At 42.3% G+C, this 19,038-nt stretch carries 14 protein-coding genes; 5 read left to right on the forward strand and 9 right to left on the reverse strand.

Features of this window, described 5'->3' with window-relative positions; genetic code table 11:
• Window position 1: 1 nt before the first annotated feature.
• The 9 genes from ACLI08_RS11395 to topA form a co-directional block, all read right to left on the reverse strand.
• Window positions 2–1,354 (reverse strand): sigma-54-dependent transcriptional regulator, encoded by a 1,353-nt coding sequence (locus ACLI08_RS11395; protein WP_411428614.1) that lies wholly within the window; start codon window positions 1,352–1,354, stop codon window positions 2–4.
• A gap of 140 nt (window positions 1,355–1,494) precedes the next feature.
• Complete coding sequence (locus ACLI08_RS11400; protein WP_411428615.1) at window positions 1,495–1,794, reverse strand: hypothetical protein; 300 nt, start codon at window positions 1,792–1,794, stop codon at window positions 1,495–1,497.
• A 197-nt stretch (window positions 1,795–1,991) separates the two neighbouring features.
• Window positions 1,992–5,267, reverse strand: a complete 3,276-nt coding sequence (locus ACLI08_RS11405) for a T9SS type B sorting domain-containing protein (protein WP_411428616.1) — start codon at window positions 5,265–5,267, stop codon at window positions 1,992–1,994.
• Window positions 5,268–5,412: 145 nt separating this feature from the next.
• Entirely contained in the window at window positions 5,413–6,405 is a 993-nt protein-coding gene (gene gldN / locus ACLI08_RS11410; RefSeq protein ID WP_411428617.1) for a gliding motility protein GldN, read from the reverse strand.
• Window positions 6,406–6,436: 31 nt separating this feature from the next.
• Complete coding sequence (gene gldM, locus ACLI08_RS11415) at window positions 6,437–7,981, reverse strand: gliding motility protein GldM (RefSeq protein ID WP_411428618.1); 1,545 nt, start codon at window positions 7,979–7,981, stop codon at window positions 6,437–6,439.
• Between the two features lie 64 nt (window positions 7,982–8,045).
• Entirely contained in the window at window positions 8,046–8,678 is a 633-nt protein-coding gene (gldL, locus tag ACLI08_RS11420; RefSeq protein WP_411428619.1) for a gliding motility protein GldL, read from the reverse strand.
• Window positions 8,679–8,753: 75 nt separating this feature from the next.
• A complete protein-coding gene (gene gldK / locus ACLI08_RS11425; RefSeq protein ID WP_411428620.1) occupies window positions 8,754–10,142 on the reverse strand; it encodes a gliding motility lipoprotein GldK in 1,389 nt (462 codons plus the stop codon).
• 147 nt (window positions 10,143–10,289) lie between these two features.
• On the reverse strand, window positions 10,290–11,447 hold the full coding sequence (locus ACLI08_RS11430) for a formimidoylglutamase (RefSeq protein ID WP_411428621.1): 1,158 nt from the start codon (window positions 11,445–11,447) through the stop codon (window positions 10,290–10,292).
• A 9-nt stretch (window positions 11,448–11,456) separates the two neighbouring features.
• Window positions 11,457–13,979: a type I DNA topoisomerase gene (gene topA / locus ACLI08_RS11435; RefSeq protein ID WP_411428622.1), complete on the reverse strand. Its 2,523-nt coding sequence runs from the start codon at window positions 13,977–13,979 to the stop codon at window positions 11,457–11,459.
• A 217-nt stretch (window positions 13,980–14,196) separates the two neighbouring features.
• Here topA and miaB point away from each other — a divergent pair, with 217 nt between their 5' ends.
• From miaB to ACLI08_RS11460, 5 genes are all read left to right on the forward strand, one after another.
• Window positions 14,197–15,642: a tRNA (N6-isopentenyl adenosine(37)-C2)-methylthiotransferase MiaB gene (miaB, locus tag ACLI08_RS11440; RefSeq protein WP_411428623.1), complete on the forward strand. Its 1,446-nt coding sequence runs from the start codon at window positions 14,197–14,199 to the stop codon at window positions 15,640–15,642.
• A gap of 41 nt (window positions 15,643–15,683) precedes the next feature.
• Complete coding sequence (locus ACLI08_RS11445; protein WP_411428624.1) at window positions 15,684–16,055, forward strand: GxxExxY protein; 372 nt, start codon at window positions 15,684–15,686, stop codon at window positions 16,053–16,055.
• A gap of 57 nt (window positions 16,056–16,112) precedes the next feature.
• Window positions 16,113–17,405: a sigma-54 interaction domain-containing protein gene (locus ACLI08_RS11450; RefSeq protein WP_411428625.1), complete on the forward strand. Its 1,293-nt coding sequence runs from the start codon at window positions 16,113–16,115 to the stop codon at window positions 17,403–17,405.
• On the forward strand, window positions 17,395–17,919 hold the full coding sequence (locus ACLI08_RS11455; protein WP_411428626.1) for an LptE family protein: 525 nt from the start codon (window positions 17,395–17,397) through the stop codon (window positions 17,917–17,919). Before ACLI08_RS11450 ends, ACLI08_RS11455 begins: the two co-directional genes overlap by 11 nt.
• 80 nt (window positions 17,920–17,999) lie before the next feature.
• Entirely contained in the window at window positions 18,000–19,031 is a 1,032-nt protein-coding gene (locus ACLI08_RS11460) for a tetratricopeptide repeat protein (RefSeq protein WP_411428627.1), read from the forward strand.
• Window positions 19,032–19,038 lie beyond the last annotated feature (7 nt).

A 19,038-nucleotide genomic window follows, 5' to 3' on the forward strand; every position in this document is an offset into this window, starting at 1 on the left:
CCTATAAGTCTATATTATATAGCTTAAGCTTATTATAGAGCGTTTTCCTGTCTATATCCAGTAATTTAGCAGCTTTACTCTTATTGTAGTTGGTTTGTTCCAATGCTTTTTTAATAGCGTCTTCCTCAGTAAACTTGTTGTATATGATTTCCGGCTGTCCGCTTTCTTTTTCATTGCGCATTTCCACAGGAAGCACGGTTAGAGAAATGCTACCCGACTGCTCCAACAGCACCGACCGCTTAATTATATTCTTCATTTCCCGAAGGTTGCCGGGCCAACTGTACGTCATAAACAAATCCTCCACTTCGGCAGAAAAACCACGTATATTTTTTTCAAGCTCTGCATTTGCCAACGCAAGGAAATGATTAGCAAAACGCATAATATCATCTTTCCTTTCGGATAGCTTTGGCACCCTGATACAAAACTCATTTAACCGGTGGTAAAGGTCTTCCCTAAAATCCCCACGTTTCACTGCTTCGTATAAATCTTCATTTGTAGCTGCTACTACTCGTATATCCACCTCTACCTCATGGTTACTGCCCACGGGTTTTATCTTTCTTTCCTGTAAAGCACGCAACAACTGCACCTGTACTTCATAAGAAAGGTTACCCACTTCGTCTAAAAATAAAGTACCGCCGTTAGCCGCTACAAAATGGCCTGTTTTATCGTTTACCGCCCCGGTAAAAGATCCTTTTAAATGCCCAAAGAATTCACTTGAAGCAAGCTCTTTGGGAATCGCGCCGCAATCTACCGGGATATAAGGCTTATTGGCACGTTTACTCTTATCGTGTATGGAGCGCGCTATATGTTCTTTACCGGTACCGCTATCTCCTATTATTAGCACAGACATACCAGTAGGCGCCACCAAACCAATATGCTGCTGTAACTGTACCGAAACGGGGCTTCCGCCGGTAACAAAGCCTGCATTGTCTAAAGGCAAAGCAGGGCTTACTGTATCTTGCTTAACAGCTGATTTAAGGGGTTGCTCAGCAGTTTTAGCAGTAGCCTTATTTATCAGGTGTAGAATTTCGTCCGGATTTATGGGTTTGCCAACATAGTCAAAGGCACCCAGTTTCATGGCATTTACCGCGGCTTTAATATCTGTGTAACCGGTCATTAAAATCACAGCGGCATCAAGTCCTTTTTCACGAATAAAGCGTAATATCTGCATACCATCTGAATCCGGCAGGCGAATATCTGTAAGCACTACATCAAACCTGCCCTCATCAAGCGCTTGCTTTGCTGCCGCGCCCGTAAACGCGTTTACAACCTCAAAACCTTTTTTTTGCAGAAAGGTTTTAAGCATTACACAAAATGCGGTATCATCATCTACTACAAGTATCTTCGCGCTCATGAAACGTATTAAGGATATTATTTACAAATGTAAGGCAAAACAAGCAGCTGAGATGTTAATAAAAAACAAAAGGGAGCACCTTGTGCTCCCTATCGCCGAAGAATAAAATTCTTCAAATCACCTTACTATATCTAAAATCTTTATTTCTGTTCTTTAACAAACTCAGCGTTTGCGTTGTAATAAACCGTAACGGCAGACTTGCCATCGGCAAGCATAAGTTTGTACTCCTTATCTGTAGAAACAAACGCCTGTGTTACCGAAAAACCGGGATACTTTTCAGTAATCTCCTGCAGTATGGCTACCGGCACTTCTTTCACATCTATCTTGCTGTAGGTTTTCTCCTGAAAAGATACCACAACGGCTTCAGACACATTCATACCGTAAACCATTCCACCTATCGTGCCTCCAAATATCATTATTGCTAAAACAACTTTCTTCATAGCTACTGGTTTTGATGTTTAGTATAATGAAAAGAATGTGCCAAAGACTGTAATAACACACAAACAGCAATAAAATACTGATTATTAAGCCTAAATTAAAAATTTAAAAAGTTCAGAATAAAACAAAAAGTGTAGAACCGCCACATTTATAGTGTGGCAATTCTACACTTTTCTACATTTCTTCAGTGGAAAGGAAGTTATCTTATGAGCGAAAAATGTCCTTTAAAAATACGTTCATCTTGACGTACGACTACAAACCAATAATCGGTAGAGGGCAGTGGATGTCCGTTTAGTGTACCATCCCACCCTTCACTTTGCGATGGGAAACCTGTAATAAGCTTTCCGAAGCGGTCATAAATATATACCTGTAAATTTGGCTCCAACGATGAGAACCTTATGCGCCACTTTTCGTTATAACCGTCGCCATTCGGGGTAAAAAACTTAGGATAATTAAGCAACGCCACGACCCGCTTTGTAGCGTTACAAGCCTGCCTGTCCCGTACATATACCGTGTAAATTCCGGTAGGCAAACCTTCAAAGGTGTTGCTTTCCTGATACGTAATGTCGTCTATAGAATACACATACATATCTGGGAACGCCGTTAACACTGTAAAGCCATTGTCCTCCACAGTCCAGTCAAAAATTTCTATGGACTGAATCTCAGGCGGAGCTACCGGCAATACTGTAATGGTTTTAGTATCTGTACATCCGGCAGCGGTTACTGTAACGGTATAATCTCCCGGCTGTGTAACAACAATTTCAGGAGTAGTTTGCTTACCGGGCTCCCATAAGTAGCTGCCAAAGCCAAGTCCCGCACTTAGAGTAAGCGTACCCATATCGTCGCACAAATACTGTTTTTCATCAACGGTTAAAACCGGCACATTTGCCTCCCAAACATTAAACGAAACAATATCCGGACAAAGGTTTATATATACCTGATTCATTTTTGCAAAAAGCATTTGCGGATTTGCATCGGGTACAAAAGCAGCCGGATTACTTATTGCATTTGTACCAGCTTCTGCGTCTTCCCTTGTTTTATAATACGTAATGCTGTACTGGCTGGCGATGGCACCATTAAGAATAGTGGTATTTTGCTGTGTAAGATTTAAGGGCTGCGTAAGTGGTGAGCCGGCAGGTACACAAAGGTTGATATCAGGAGGAACCGCGGCGTTTACCACATCGGGTAAATCAGCAACGTCTACAACCTTATATTTAAACTGCCCGCAGATATTTTCTACCTTAAACTTATAACTCCCCAATGGCAGATTAGTAAAGACAGGGTTAGAGCCATTGTCATAGATAACAGTACGATTATCGACAGGGTCTACTATAGAATAGTGAAGGGGCGCAAGGCCGGATGCCTCAACATATACATCGTCCAGATGGCCTGAACAGCGAAGCGCATAAATGTTATCAATTTCCACCCCATACTGATATTCAAACGGATCGCCTAGCTGCTTTATACAATTTTTGGTAGCCGAACCGGAACCATATGTTTTAAAATATTTAAGGACACGAAACACCCCAAAGTACTCAAAATTATAATTTGTTTGATTGTTAGTTAAAGGTAAAGCATTTGCAGCAGAAGGGACATCTCCCTCCACGTATGCAGTACCGTCTGAAGGATTTACCCAGGTGCCGGGTGCAGCAGGATTTTCCATTTGTAGCCAGTACGTGGGCGTAGCAGAAACTGTATCAGGATCTGAAACAGTTATATTAAAAGAATTGCATAGCGGTACGTAGGTAAACAAACCAGAAACGAGGTTATTTGCTGTTACGGTGTGGTTTACTGTAGTAGTTAACCCGCAAGCGTCTACTCCGGTAAAAGTATAGTCACCCTCGGGCAGTGCATCCACATACAAATATCCGTTTTGCCTTGCAATGGAAGCCGTAACGTCATACGGTAAACTGTGGTTGAATGAAGACGGGGCAACCGTTATCTCAGCGCTTACTAAAACGCCATTCGGACTCTTTACTTCTACACTTCCAAAGCCGGGCTCACAGTCCGGTAGTCCTTTGGCAGAAATAGCACCTGGAGTAAACGCAGGCACATAGCCTGTTACATCCACATATCTTACACCGCAGTTATCTATCAATTCTAATTTATATCCACCAATAGGAAGATTGGTTATAAACAAATTACCGTTAGTATTAATATATGAACTTACGTCTGCCGGAATGGCTTGCGCGTACTCGGGCGGCGCAAGCACAATCGTGGCTTGCACAATAGTTCTACCAGGTATAATGACAGACAAACTACCAAAATCTGAAAAACACCCATTGTTACGGGTAGCAACACCGGGTTTGGGCTTAGTATTTAATACGGTAACACTAGACACGGCGCTTGATCTGTTACACGCATCTGTAATAAATGCACTGTAAACCCCTTCCGGGACAGGATTTTCCGGGCCACCAAAACTTACTGTGTCCGACGTAAATGGGCCGGGGTAAGTTCCATTAAATGTTAATGGATCAAACCCCAAAGGAAAACCTGTAAACGTAATAGTATAAGGCGGTGCAAAACCAGAAGCATTTGCTTTAAGATAGAAAGTTCCGCAAGGCGTAGGCACAGCAACTAAAGACACCACCGGGTTAGGGTTTACACTGTTCCCTGTACTGTTATAAGGTGTTCCGCAGCCATTAACCACAGAAACATCATACGTGTAGGAGACGCCCGGGGTGTAAGGAAATGTATTTGTAAGCTGAATATTCTGTAAATCTCCCGAAGTGTAGTTTTGATCAATAATTACGTCGGCAGAACCATCTGACGCGTGCAATGTAAAACGAACCGAAAGGGGGTATGTAGCTATGGTACCCGACGGATACACCAAATCATTTACTAAAGTGAATGTAGAACAGTCTGCACTGCTGGTTGCTCCTAAAGTGGGAGCGGAAACAACGGGTGGCTGAGCATTAAATTGGGCTGTAAAACTCTTTGATACTGCCTGTCCGCAGCCATCGTAAACCCTAAATATATAATCACCATCTACCAAACCTGTAAAAACACTCGAAGTTTGCAAAGGAGCGGTAACAGGCCCTGAAAAAATTTCGTACCCTGTAGCTATTCCGCTGGTGACCAAAACATTTATTTGATTTAAATTATTGCAATCCTGTGCCTGTACCTGTAAGGTAAATTCAGGTGTGGGAGGAGATAGGTCTTGTACCGTTGTGGTATGGCTTACAGTAGTTTCCACCCCATTAACCACTACACTGGCAATAATCGTATACTCGCCCCCTACTAAATTATCCTGGGTAAGTTCAGTCCCTGTGCGCACCGGAACAGAAAGGTTAGGCATTAAATACACATAATACGTTACCGTTGCATCTGCCGGAACGTTTGAAGGCGAAAAGGTTACTGAACCTGTACCAGAACATGTTTGATCTGTAGTGGTTATACCAAAATCAAAACTGCCTACTTGTGAAAAGCAAACAACAGGCAAAAAAAGGCAGAACCAAACTAAAAAACGAAACATATAGTAATGTTTATAAATGTATATAAAACGCTGACTAATAAACAATATGAAAACGGGAGCAATGTACCAAATGTTATTTGAAACAAAAAATTAACACAAATAAAAAAGCCAACCTTAAGGTTGGCTTTTTAAATAACTAGAACTATTAGTAGTTCCACATATCTTGTTCGAAGTTACGAATAGTTTCTTTTACTCGCTCTGCTTCTAAAAGTTGCATTTGTGATTTACCGGTAAGATACTCATTGATACTACGGTCACCGTAAACGTTAGCCATACGCGTGATTGTAGATGAGAACCTCCTTGAATTAAGTAAGTGGTCAAATGTTATAGGCATAGAAGCGTTCTTTTCGTTAAATGCTTTTGCTTTGTGCAGCACATCACGAGCAGAAGGATAGTATACCCAGAACAAAGGAAGTGCAGCAGAAGCACCACCATCTTCAGCACCACCTGAAGAAGCACGCAGTTTAGTACGGGCATCTACAGCAACAGGAGCTAAAGCAAGGATACGATACTTCATTTCACCCTGACGCTTGTCAAAATACCAAACACCCATTACCTCATAAGAGATAATATCGCTTGGCTGAATTTTGGCAGTATCAAAGTGCTCTTCAGTAAGCTTACCAGTAGCCTTAAGGTCGCTTATAATATACTCCTCAGATTTTCCTTTGTACTTTTTAAGACCGCTAAACTTATTTAGTATTCCAATACCGTTAGAGTTAATTTCACTAACATAGAAGTTAGACTTTACCTCTTCAGGCGTTTTCTTGGTAACAAAATAAGAATCCCCGTAGATCTCTTTAATCTTACCAGACTCAATAGCCTCGATCAGTACTACGAATAAAGATTTCCTGTCTGCACCTAGATTTCCTGCCTCCCCATTATCTTCCACCGGAAAATACATAGGAAAGTTAATCCTTTGCGTAAGGTCAATGGTTTCCCATACTTTCTTAGAGTATAGCATATCCCTGTCACCTACATATCCGTAAGGAAGTGGATTATCGTTATCAAGAGAATCCTGAGCGGCAGTTTTCTTGCCTATCTCCTGAGGAACTTTAGCGTTAAGCAGGTTAGACTGCCCGTAAGAAGCGATTCCTAATAGAAGGAACGACGCACACGCGAAAAACTTTTTATTAATCATAATCAAAATCTCAGCTTTACAATCTAAAAAATTACTGAACTTCCCAAACGAAGTTTCCTGAATCCGGCACACGGTAATTACCTGCACCGTCTACACTTACTTTGATGTTACCTACAGTGATGATATCACCACGCTTAGCGCGGGCAATAGCAGCACGGGCAGCACCATCAAATTTGTTACCCTGCACAAGAAGCCTTGGGCTACCTGGTACAGAAATTTCAAATGATTTTACAGTGGTGTTAATATCAAACACAAAACCTTGGAATACCACACCTACAGTAGATGAAGCAAGGTCGTCTTTGTTACCTTTAGCACTGTTGATTTTACCTCTAAGTGAAGGTGTTGGAGCAGGGATATCCCTGATTACAAACTTCCTCTTGTCTGTAGCTGTGCTACCATCAGGAAGTTTTGCAGTAACCGTAACAACAACATCGTCACCAGGAACTGAAGTAACTACCCAGTTGTACTGGCCAGGCTTAGAACCTTTAACAAGACCAGGAGCCGAAGCGGTAACATTATTATCAGATACACCAGCAAATGAAATAGTCATCGGGTTTGTAACACCACGGTACACAGAGTTCATTTTATCTGCAGAAATTGTAGCAGAGTTTGGCCTAGGCACAACAACGTAAGAACCTTTAAAGTCAAGTGGAACAGGTTTTCCATCTTCAGTAAATACAAACTTACCGTTGATATCATGCTCACCTACACCAGCAGCACTAAAATTAAGTGTAGCCTGACCGTTTTCAATTTTACCAGGACCTTGGAAGCTGGTGGGTTTTGTATTCTCATCATAGCGACCAAGAACTACTTTACCTGTTACTTTTTCACCTTCAAAATAAGCATTCTTATCAAGGACAACAAGTGCTGTATAGTTTTTCATAGAAGCCGCTTCAACCGCTGCTTTACCAAGAGCAGAACTGTAAATAGATGCCTCAATAGACTTTACATCATTCTGCATAGCAGAAAGTTTTGTAAGAGACGCTATCGCAGGGAATCCTTTGTAGTTATAATCAAGGTAATCCTTCATTGCGCCATCTTTAGCTTTCACTTTATCCGTATTAAACTTGTTTTCAAGTTCTTTCACAGTACCCGCGTATTTCTTATCTCCTTTCAGCAATGCAATCATCGCATTTCTGTAACCTTCAATTTTAGCAACTACCTCTTTACCTTTTGCAGAGTAACCATCACCAGAAAACCAAGCCTCATCAATTTTATCTCCTTTATCCATTTGTTCAAAAGGAAGCTTACCATCCTCTTTTTCGATATCTTTGGTGATATCGTTTTTAAGAGATTCTATGTAAGCATAAAAATCAGCCGACTGAGTTTTGATTTTAGTAGCTAGCTCTAAAGCCTTTCCATATTGATCTGGCGCATCAGCAGCCTTAGCAGAAAGCGCCTGATAAAGACCGTTATTATTTTCTGTAGCGCCTTTGTTAGACTCTTCAAATTTTTCGTTCATAAGACCGAAAGCGGAAAGTACCTCTTTCGACATATTTAAGGCCATCATAGCGATGAAAACCAGATACATCAGGTTCACCATCTTTTGCCTTGGGGTTAATTTACCTCCTGCCATTTCTAATTAGTCTTTCTTTTTGTTGTTAAAAGTTATATCTAAATTTTACTAATTAGCTATGTAATTAGGCCCTGTTACCCATTGCAGAAAGCATTCCACCGTATACACTGTTAAGCTGAGCGATGTTCTTAGTCATTGCAGACATTTCTTCCTGTAGTTTAGTAGCGTTCTCAGCGATATCCCTGTTAGCTGCAGCATTACGCTCTGCGCTCTCAAGCTGAACTTTGTAAAGACTGTTAAGAGCTTCCATTTGAGAAGCGGCAGCAGTCATCTCTTCGCTGTATTTTTTAGTTGAAGCAACTGCATCAACAGTAGGCGCTATACCTTTAGCAGCAGATTCGAAATTTTTGATGCTGTTACCAAGGCTAGACATAAGCTCACCATCAATTTTAGCTTCTTTAAGCAGGTTATCAAGTTTTTGAGAAAGAAGACCAGAAGCTTCAGCAGGGTTTTCCTTTTTAACTTCTTTTTTCTTCGCCTCACCGCCAGCTAGTTCAGGATATACAAGAGACCAGTCTAGTTCTTTGTGAACAGGCTCAAATGCAGACATTGCAAAGATGAAAGCTTCAGTACCAAGACCAGCAATAAGCATTTCGCTCGCACCTGGCCAGTGCATTAGTTTAAATAGTGCTCCAATGATTACAACAGCCGCTCCAAGACCGTACGCCATGTTCATTACTCTTTGTGGTAGTGCCATAATAAATAATTTTAGTTTTTAGTTAAGTTAATTAGTTAAATATTCAAATTAATAGTTTAATGGTAACTTTTTTAATTACTGCCTTGTCGCTGTACTTTCTGTGCCAAGGAAATCCTGAACAGTCCTGAAACCTATGTAACTCCTTGCAGAATCCCTGTATTCCCAGTCACGTGTACTGTTTTGCAGGAAGTAAGCAACATCTTTCCAAGAACCACCACGCACTACTTTACGTTGGTTTTTCTGATCATTAACGTTAGGGTTCATTGTACTTACATAATCGTAAGAGTTGGCATCGTAAGACGAATCTGTCCACTCTGCTACATTACCCGCCATATTGTATAGGTTGAAATCGTTAGGATCAAAAGATTTCGCTTCTACAGTATAAAGTGCACCGTCTGCAGCATAATCTCCCCTGTTTGGCTTAAAGTTAGCAAGGAAACAACCTGTGTCATTTTTAGCGTAAGGACCACCCCAAGGGAATGTAGCCGATTGAAGACCACCTCTTGAAGCATACTCCCACTCAGCTTCGGTTGGAAGCCTGAACTTGGTTACATGGTGCTTCTTTCTTTCTTTTTGGTAGGTGTTTTTATTAATAGTTCTCCACTCACAGAAAGCTTTAGCCTGCCTCCAGGTTACACCTACTACAGGGTACTCACCGTAAGCCTCGTGCCAAAAATACGTTTCGTGCATTGGCTCGTTATATGAATAAGCAAAGTCTTTTATCCACACAGTTGTATCAGGATAAATTGCCACCTTTTCAGGAACAAGATATTTACTTCTCTTTGTTCTTGTACTATTTGTACTCTTATCTTTAGCAGCAGCCTCAATATCTAGCCACTTGTAACTAAATACAAGCTTAGAAACATCAATAGTCCTTAACCCGTTATAAGACTCTGACTCCGGCAGATACATAGAATCCATAACCTCCACATAATACTCATCCGGGTATTTTTGAGGATCTTTAATAAGCTTGGCTTTATGATTAAGCTTACGACCAGCATACGGATCATTAGGATCAGCCTCAGCCTCTCTTTTTTCCTGCATATACTTATCGTAAGGACTTTGCTCCTTACCTTCTGCAGCCTGATCTTTAAAAGCATACTCACCTATGCCTTTACCACCGCCTGGCTTTTGCCCCTGCTCATCTGCAAGTATAGCAAGTCTTGTCCTGATTGTAGAGTCTTTAACCCACTCCACAAACTGTCTGTACTCACTATTTGTAATTTCTGTTTCGTCCATGTAAAAAGAACGAACAGTAACGGTTTTAGTTGGCGCATCCTGGATGTTAGCTAAATCGTCATCAGACTTACCCATGATGTAAGCGCCACCCGGAACCAAGGTCATACCGTAAGGCTTCTCAGAGTCCCACTTTTTGCCTTTAACGCCTACCAGCTCCCCACGGTCACTAGAACCACAGCTAATTAGTAAAGATAAAGTTGCTGTTAATGCAATGAACTTCTTCATAAATTCGGGTTATTAATGTATTCTATTTTTAAGGGCGTAAACCTATTTATATTTTTTCAAAAAAACAATTTTTTTACTAAAAAAACCTTTCCCGCGCTAAACAATTGACAAGATGCGCAAAAATAACAGTGATTTGTAATAAAACCGTTAAATTACATTCTTTCTTTGCGCTTTCCACAATCTTTCAGGATACTCATTATTGCAAGCTGCTAAGTAATCCTGGTAACTACATGGTAATAACGCAGGTATTTTAACTTTATTATTAGCAATATTGTTGCTAAAAACATCAATCCACCACCTATCTGTCTTATCACTTTTATAAAAAACCACATCTTCATCATCAAACGCAACAATATATTTGGTGTAATTTTCCCGGCTGCCAAACGGAAATTCATTAGAACGGAAGTTAACCCCCTCTGTAAAATACCATAGTACCTGAGCCACCAGCACTGACTCCTGACGCGTATCGTTATGGTTAAACACACCAAACGACGAAACTTTGTCGCTTATACCACTGTAGCGTGCTAAAGTACAAATTTCTTTGCCATCAAAACCATTTGGCATAAATTTAACAATATTTCCCGAATCGCCTGATTTTACAACACCCATATCTATACCTACAAAGTCGGCATCACGGAACACGGGTTCAGACACCGTAATATCTTTACACACCTCTCCAAGCCTGTAGGCATCAAAATATAGTTTCTCTATAAGATCAATTTCTTCCTGTGGATTAAAGTAGGTTTGGTAGCCCACATTACTGTAATTAAACAAGTTGTGCGGCTCTTCTATAATCATTCGGGTTACATAAGAAGTTGCAGACATGGCTTCATTTTCTTTCCCGAAATCAAACTTAGCATCTACGGTAACGTAATTTACCATTTGCTCAAGCTTGTCATAGCCACGGTACACGGCATAAGCCATATCCTGAGAACCACCAATAAACACAGGAATTACTCCCTGCTTTATAAGCTGCTCGGTTACTTTTTTTATTACAAAGTATGTATCCTGCACTGACTCTCCTGCATGAATATCGCCCAGATCGGCCATATTAAGGTGCCAGTTGCCGGGAAACAGCCCGTAGAATTCTTTGCGTATATAATTAAGGTGTACATGCGGGCGCAACTCATCGCCCTGCCCCCTGTTATCCAGTATACCTACAAATGCTATCTTTACTTCTTCCAGCTCCGGAATACCATCTTCAGCGCTGTGCACCGTAATTTTTTTTCCTAATGCCTGTACGGACAGCTCCTCGCGAAAGGCAAGGACATTTTCATTTACCGGTTGTAAAAACTCAAATCCCATCCGTTAGTATTATTTCTTTTTAGCTGTAGTTGTTTTTTTTGTGGTAGTGGCTTTTTTAGCCATTGTACTTTTAGCTGCTGTTTTCTTAGCCGGCGCTTTTTCGGCAATCATGGTCTGCACCTGTTCTAAGGTAAGCGCAGCAGCATCTACATCTTTATTAAGCTCTATTTTTACTTTACCTTTCAGGATAACCGAGCGGCCCCAGCGTGCTTTTTCAACACGAATCCCTTCAGACTCCCAGTTATGAACTACCTTATCCTGATCTTTTTGCAGTTTATCTTCAATAAGGTTTACAATATCGTGCTGGCTTAGGTTATCAAAATTGTACTTTTTACTTACGTTTATAAAAATACCATTCCATTTTATAAATGGCCCGAAACGCCCTACCCCCTTTTGTACCGGGTGGCCTTCGTATTCGCCGATAGGCGCATCAGCTTGCTGCTTCTCTCCTATTAATTCTTTTGCCCTTTCTAAGGTTACATCTAGCGGATCCTCGCCTTTTGGCAATGAAATAAAGGTTTTACCAAAACGCACGTACGGACCAAAACGGCCGTTGTTCACCTCTACTTCTTCACCTTGGTGGTTACCCAGTATTTTTGGCAGGGCAAAAAGACCAAGAGCTTCCTCTAAAGATATGGTGCCAATATTTTGCTCAGGAAGCAGGCTTGCAAATTGCTTTTCCTCATCCTCTGCATCGCCTATTTGCGCCATTGGGCCAAATTTACCCAAACGCACACTTACCGGTTTTCCTGATTTAGGATCAGTACCCAATATACGTTCGCCCGACTCACGTTCGGCATTTTTCTCCACATCTTTAACTGTAGGATGGAAATGACTGTAAAAATCCTCCATCATCTGCGTCCAGTCCTCGTTACCAGATGCTATGGCATCAAAATCTTCCTCTACCTTAGCGGTAAAGTTATAATCCATTATACCATCAAAGTGGTTAACCAGGAAATCATTTACAATGGTACCTATATCGGTTGGTACCAGCTTACCTTTATCTGAACCTACGTTCTCTGAAAGTAATTCCTGCTTAATACCACCGGCTCTTAAAGTAAGCTGTGCATACTCACGGCGTTGCCCTTCAAAGTTACCTTTCTCTACATAGTTCCTGCTAATGATGGTACTAATAGTAGGCGCATAAGTAGACGGACGGCCTATACCAAGCTCTTCCAGCTTTTTAACCAAAGATGCTTCGGTATAGCGGGCAGGCGGCCTGCTGAAACGCTCTGTAGCTGTTATATAATTGTTCTGTAGCCTTTCGCCTACGCGAAGTGCCGGCAGCATGCCTTCCTGTTCTGTTTCCTCATCATCGTTTCCTTCCAGGTACACCTTTAGGAAACCTTCAAACATAAGCACCTCGCCCGATGCAGTGAATTGTTCTTTATGATTGTCGGCATCAATTTTTACATTGGTACGTTCCAGTTGGGCATCACTCATCTGCGAAGCCAGTGTACGTTTCCATATCAGGTCGTAAAGACGGGCCTGATCGCGGTCTATGTTTACACCGTGCAATGACATATCTGTAGGGCGTATGGCTTCGTGAGCCTCCTGCGCCCCTTTACTTTTAGTACTGTAATTGCGTGGGCGGCTAAATTCTTTACCATACGAACGGATAATTTCTGCCTCGGCAGCAGCCATAGCATCGTTGCTAAGGTTAACGCTGTCAGTTCTCATATAAGTAATAAGTCCCGCTTCGTAAAGCCTTTGCGCCAGCATCATGGTTACCCCTACCGGGAAGTACAACTTACGCGCTGCTTCCTGCTGCAGGGTAGATGTTGTAAATGGCGCCGCCGGAGATTTCTTTGCCGGCTTGGTTTCCAGGTCAGCAACTTTGTACGCCGACCCGATATTTTTATTCAGGAAATCCTGGGCCTCCTGTTTTGTAGTAAAGTTTTTAGGCAATTTGGCTTTAAACACCTTACCCGCTTCATTAGAAAACTCTGCGGTAATACTGTACGATGCCTCTGCTTTAAAGTTTTGTATTTCGCGCTCACGCTCTACAATAAGGCGCACCGAAACCGACTGTACACGTCCTGCCGAAAGCCCGCTTTTTACTTTTTTCCAAAGCACCGGAGAGAGTTCGTAGCCCACAAGCCTGTCCAGCACCCGGCGAGCCTGCTGTGCATTTACCAGGTTGTAGTTAATGCCACGCGGATTGTCTATGGCTTTTAGTATGGCGGTCTTGGTAATTTCATGAAAAACAATACGCTTGGTTTTCTTCTGGTCCAATTTTAATTCTTCCGCCAGGTGCCACGCTATTGCCTCACCCTCGCGGTCTTCATCGGAAGCCAGCCAAACGGTTTCTGCCGATTTAGAAAGATCCCTGAGTTTTTTAACCAAAGCCTTTTTATCAGGCGAAACTTCATACTTTGGTTTAAAGCCATGCTCCACGTCTACACCTATTTCCCTGCTGGGAAGATCGGCTATATGGCCGTAGCTGCTCTCTACCTGAAAGTCTTTACCTAAAAATTTTTCTATGGTTTTAGCCTTCGCAGGCGACTCAACAATCACTAAATTCTTTGCCATACAACATTTGTTTGGGGGCAAAAGTATATGATTTTTTTAAATATACTGTTTTAATGCTTTTAAAATATAGGTTTTTGCCAGCCGCATAAAGCGCATACATATTATATATGTATAGACAATTATATTTTTTTGAACCGAAACCCTGCCAAGTTGACAGCATATTGAATTTTATCTATATCTTTGCCCATTCAATACAGAAGATACACGCAGTGTTTTTATGGAAAAGATTATAGAAGAGAACAAACAAGGCCAAAGCCTTGTACTGGAGCAAAAGGAAGGAAACGCCAAAAAATTGTTTATAGAAAGCTACGGCTGCCAGATGAATTTTTCTGACAGCGAAATTGTAGCTTCCATTTTGGCCAATGAAGGCTATAATACAACGCAAAACCTGGAAGAAGCAGACCTTGTACTTGTTAACACATGCTCTATACGCGATAAGGCAGAGCAAACCGTGCGCAAAAGGCTGGAAAAGTATAACGCTGTAAAGAAAATTAATCCAGGAATGAAGGTAGGCGTACTGGGCTGTATGGCAGAGCGCCTTAAAAGCCAGTTCCTGGAAGAAGAGCAAATTGTAGACATGGTGGTGGGCCCCGATGCTTACAAAGACCTGCCAAACCTGCTTAAGGAGGTAGAAGAAGGCCGTGATGCCGTAAACGTAATACTGAGTAAGGAAGAAACTTATGGCGACATAGCACCCGTAAGGCTAAACAGTAACGGCGTTACCGCATTTGTATCTATAACACGCGGATGCGATAACATGTGCACATTCTGTGTGGTACCATTTACCCGTGGGCGCGAACGCAGCCGCGAACCGCAAAGCATAATGGAAGAAATCCAGCACCTTTGGGATAACGGCTTTAAGGAAGTTACGCTCCTTGGCCAAAACGTAGACAGCTACCTGTGGTACGGCGGAGGGCTTAAAAAAGATTTTGAAAAAGCTACCGAAATGCAAAAAGCTACCGCGGTAGATTTTGCCCAATTATTGGATATGGTGGCTGTAGCATTCCCTAAAATGCGTTTTCGCTTTAGCACCTCTAACCCGCAGGATATGCACCTGGAGGTAATAGAGGTTATGGCAAAACACCATAATATATGTAAGTACATTCACCTGCCGGTACAAAGCGGCAGCACCCGTATACTTAAAGAAATGAACCGCCAGCACACCCGCGAAGAATACATGGCACTGGTAGATAACATTTACCGCATTATCCCGGACATTTCACTTTCGCAGGACATGATAGCCGGTTTCCCTACAGAGACAGAGGAAGACCACCAGGACACCCTGAGCCTTATGGAGCACTGTAAGTACGACTTCGGGTTTATGTTTGCCTATTCTGAGCGCCCGGGAACACTGGCCGCCCGTAAAATGGAAGACGATGTACCTAACGAAGTGAAAAACCGCAGGCTTACGGAAATAATAAACCTGCAGCAAAAAATGGCCCTGGAACGCACACAACGCTTTGTAGGCCAGGTAGTAGAAGTACTCGTGGAGAAAACATCTAAGCGTAGCGATGCGCACTGGAGCGGGCGCAATTCTCAAAACACAACCGTTGTATTCCCGAAAGGCGATTACAAACCGGGCGATTTTGTAAACGTGTTAACCTATGAATGCACTACCTCTACCCTTATAGGCGATGCCATAGGGTACAGCGAAATGCAATAGTTTTTTTTAGCCACGAATTACACTAATTTCTCTAATTATATATGGATTTAATTCAAAAGGAAGAGTATTATAAAATCGTTGGCATTTGCATGGAAGTCCACAGGCACTTAGGTGGAGGACTACTTGAAATCGTTTACAAGGATGCATTGGAATATGAGTTTAGGAAAAACAACATTCCTTTTGCACGAGAGAAAGAATATTTTATCCATTATAAAGACACGGTACTACCCCATAAGTTTTATGCCGATTTTGTAGTATACGACGATATAATTTTAGAAGTAAAAGCCGTTACAGGTATTGTTGATATCCATATAGCCCAAACACTGAATTATGTGCGCCTGATTAATGGGCAACTAGGGATTATTGCCAATTTTAACAGTAGGTCTCTGGAGCACAGAAGAATTGTCAGATAAAGATCCGAATTTAAGAAATTCGTGTAATTCGTGGCAAAACAACAAACAAACAAATGAATGGAAAGTGTACAAGCCATAAAACAACGATTTGAAATTATAGGGAATGACCCTAAGCTAAACCGCGCGGTAGAAAAAGCCATTCAGGTGGCCCCTACCGATATTTCGGTACTGGTTACCGGGGAGAGCGGTGTAGGTAAGGAGAGCATCCCGAAAATTATACATGCCCTTTCGCACCGCAAACACGGCAAATACATAGCCGTAAACTGCGGGGCCATACCAGAGGGCACCATAGACAGCGAACTCTTCGGTCACGAAAAAGGCGCCTTTACCGGGGCAACTGCTACCCGCGAGGGATATTTTGAGGTAGCCGACGGTGGTACCATTTTCCTGGACGAGGTAGGCGAACTTCCCCTTACCACTCAGGTACGTTTACTGCGTGTTTTGGAGAATGGTGAGTTTATTAAAGTCGGGTCCAGCCAGGTACAAAAAACCAACGTGCGCATAGTAGCGGCTACCAACGTTCAAATGTTTGACGCCATACAAAAAGGTAAGTTTCGCGAAGATTTGTACTACAGGCTCAGCACGGTAGAAATTACCCTGCCTCCCCTACGCGATCGTAAAGATGACATTCATTTGCTGTTCCGTAAGTTTGCATCGGATTTTGCGCACAAGTACAAAATGCCGCCTATAAAACTGGAAGACGATGCAGTAGATGTACTTACAAAATACCGCTGGAGCGGAAATATCAGGCAGTTGCGCAATGCAGCAGAACAAATTTCCGTTTTAGAAACAAACCGTAATATTAACGGACGCACACTGGCCTCTTACCTGCCCGATAGCGTGGTGACGAACCTGCCGGCATTAGTACCCGATAAAAAACCGGAAAGTGATTTTACAAACGAGCGCGAAATTCTGTATAAAATACTCTTTGACATGCGCGCCGATATAACCGACCTGAAAAAGCTGACCATGGAGCTGATGCAAAATGGCAACACCAGCAAAGTACAGGAAAACAACAAAGGCCTTATTCAGCGTATATACGGCCAGGAAGGCGGGCGCAGCGATTTCGAGCAGTTTTCGCATCACCCAGAGGTGTATTCGCCGCAGCCTGCTGTAAGCCGCGCAGAACCTATAATAGATCATCATGATGATGAAGATGATGATTACGACGGTAATTATCTATATGCCGATACCGTAGAGGAGGAAGAAACGCTTCGGCTTGATGAAAAGGAAATAGAACTGATAAAAAAAGCCCTGGAACGAAACAAAGGCAAGCGCAAGGCGGCCGCCGATGAGCTCGGCATTTCTGAACGGACACTATACCGAAAAATAAAACAATATGACTTATAAGTCTTTTTTAAGAATATTAAAAACAGCACCTGTAGTAGGACTATCATTACTACTAAACGGTTGCGGATTTTACTCATTTACCGGAGCTAAAGTAGACCCTTCTGTAAAAAGCTTCCAGGTTAACTATTTCCAAAATACTGCTGAAGTGATAGAGCCGGGTATTGAGCGTCAGTTTACGCAAAGATTACAGAATCTTATACAGAACCAGACTAACCTGAGCCTTACTAATGCCGGGGGCGACCTGGTATACGAAGGTGAAATTACCGAGTTCAGGGTTTCACCCATGGCAGCTACTGCCAGCCAGCGTGCCGCACAAAACAGGCTTACCATACGCGTTATGGTAAGGTATACGAACAAAAAGAAAGAAGCAGATAACTTTGAAAAATCATTCAGCTTTTACCATGACTACGGTGCAAACGAACTGCTTACCGGCAGCGTGCTTACCGCCGCGCTGGATGACATATTCGAACGTATAACCCAGGACATATTTAACGAGTCGCTGGCTAAATGGTAATTCATTGGTCGGCTGTACTCACTATGGGTAGATAACGACTTGCCTAACTAAAAACTGCAACTGCAACTGAAAACTAAAGTTTGACAACAAAAGACTATACATATCTGCTTAATAAGCCGCACACGTTAAACGAGCGGCACACTGCGGAACTGGAACGTATCCTGTCGGAGTTTCCGTACCTGCAAAGCGCGCGCGCTGTTTACCTTAAGGGGTTGTATAATAACGACAGTTTCAGGTATAATAACGAACTGAAGAAAACGGCTGCGTACACCACAGACCGTACCATATTGTTTGAGTTTATAACCTCAAATGAATTCCGCAGTATAGACAGCACATTGCTGCAAGAGCGGGAAAACGCAGTTGCCACCATTGAGGTAGCGGCAGAAATTGAGACACCCCCTACGGCTGAAACCGGGGATGCAGCACCACAGCTTAAAGCAGAAGACACCGGCCTTTCGAGAATTGAGAAGCTGGAACGTTCTATAAAAATGCTGATCAAAGAGCCGGAATTGGCAAGTAGCACCCCTGATGAAATTCAGGAGGCTACCGCGAGCGAAAGCATTACCGCGCCAGCCGATGTGGAAACTGTTGCTAACACTGAACCTGAAAATGGGCAGCAACAAGGATCAGAATCACCTACTGCTGTAGCAGAACCACTGGGAAGCCCGCTAAAATTTGACCAAAGCGAAACCCATTCGTTTGCCGAATGGCTGCAACTTTCGAGATTAAAGCCCATAGAGCGCAACGAACCCCAGGCGGTCAAGACACCTGAGGTAAATGAGCTTTCAGATACTGAAAAACAAGACGCTGAGCAAACAGCTGCAAACGCAGGGCTAAACAAAAAACTGGATATAATAGACCGGTTTATAGAGACTAACCCTAAAATAGCCCCGGTTAAAACAGATAAATCGGCTTGGGAAAACCTTACCCGAAAAACTACTGACACCCCGGGAATAATGACCGAAACACTGGCAAGGGTATACTTGGAACAAAAAAAATATGCTAAAGCCATACAGGCTTATGAAATTTTAATTTTGAAATATCCGGAAAAAAGTGTTTTCTTTGCAGACCGTATTTTAGAAATAAAAGATTTACAACAAAATAACAATTAGAAAAGAG

Source organism: Flavobacterium sp. RNTU_13 (genome assembly GCF_046614455.1).
In the GTDB taxonomy this organism is placed as follows: Bacteria; Bacteroidota; Bacteroidia; order Flavobacteriales; family Flavobacteriaceae; genus Flavobacterium.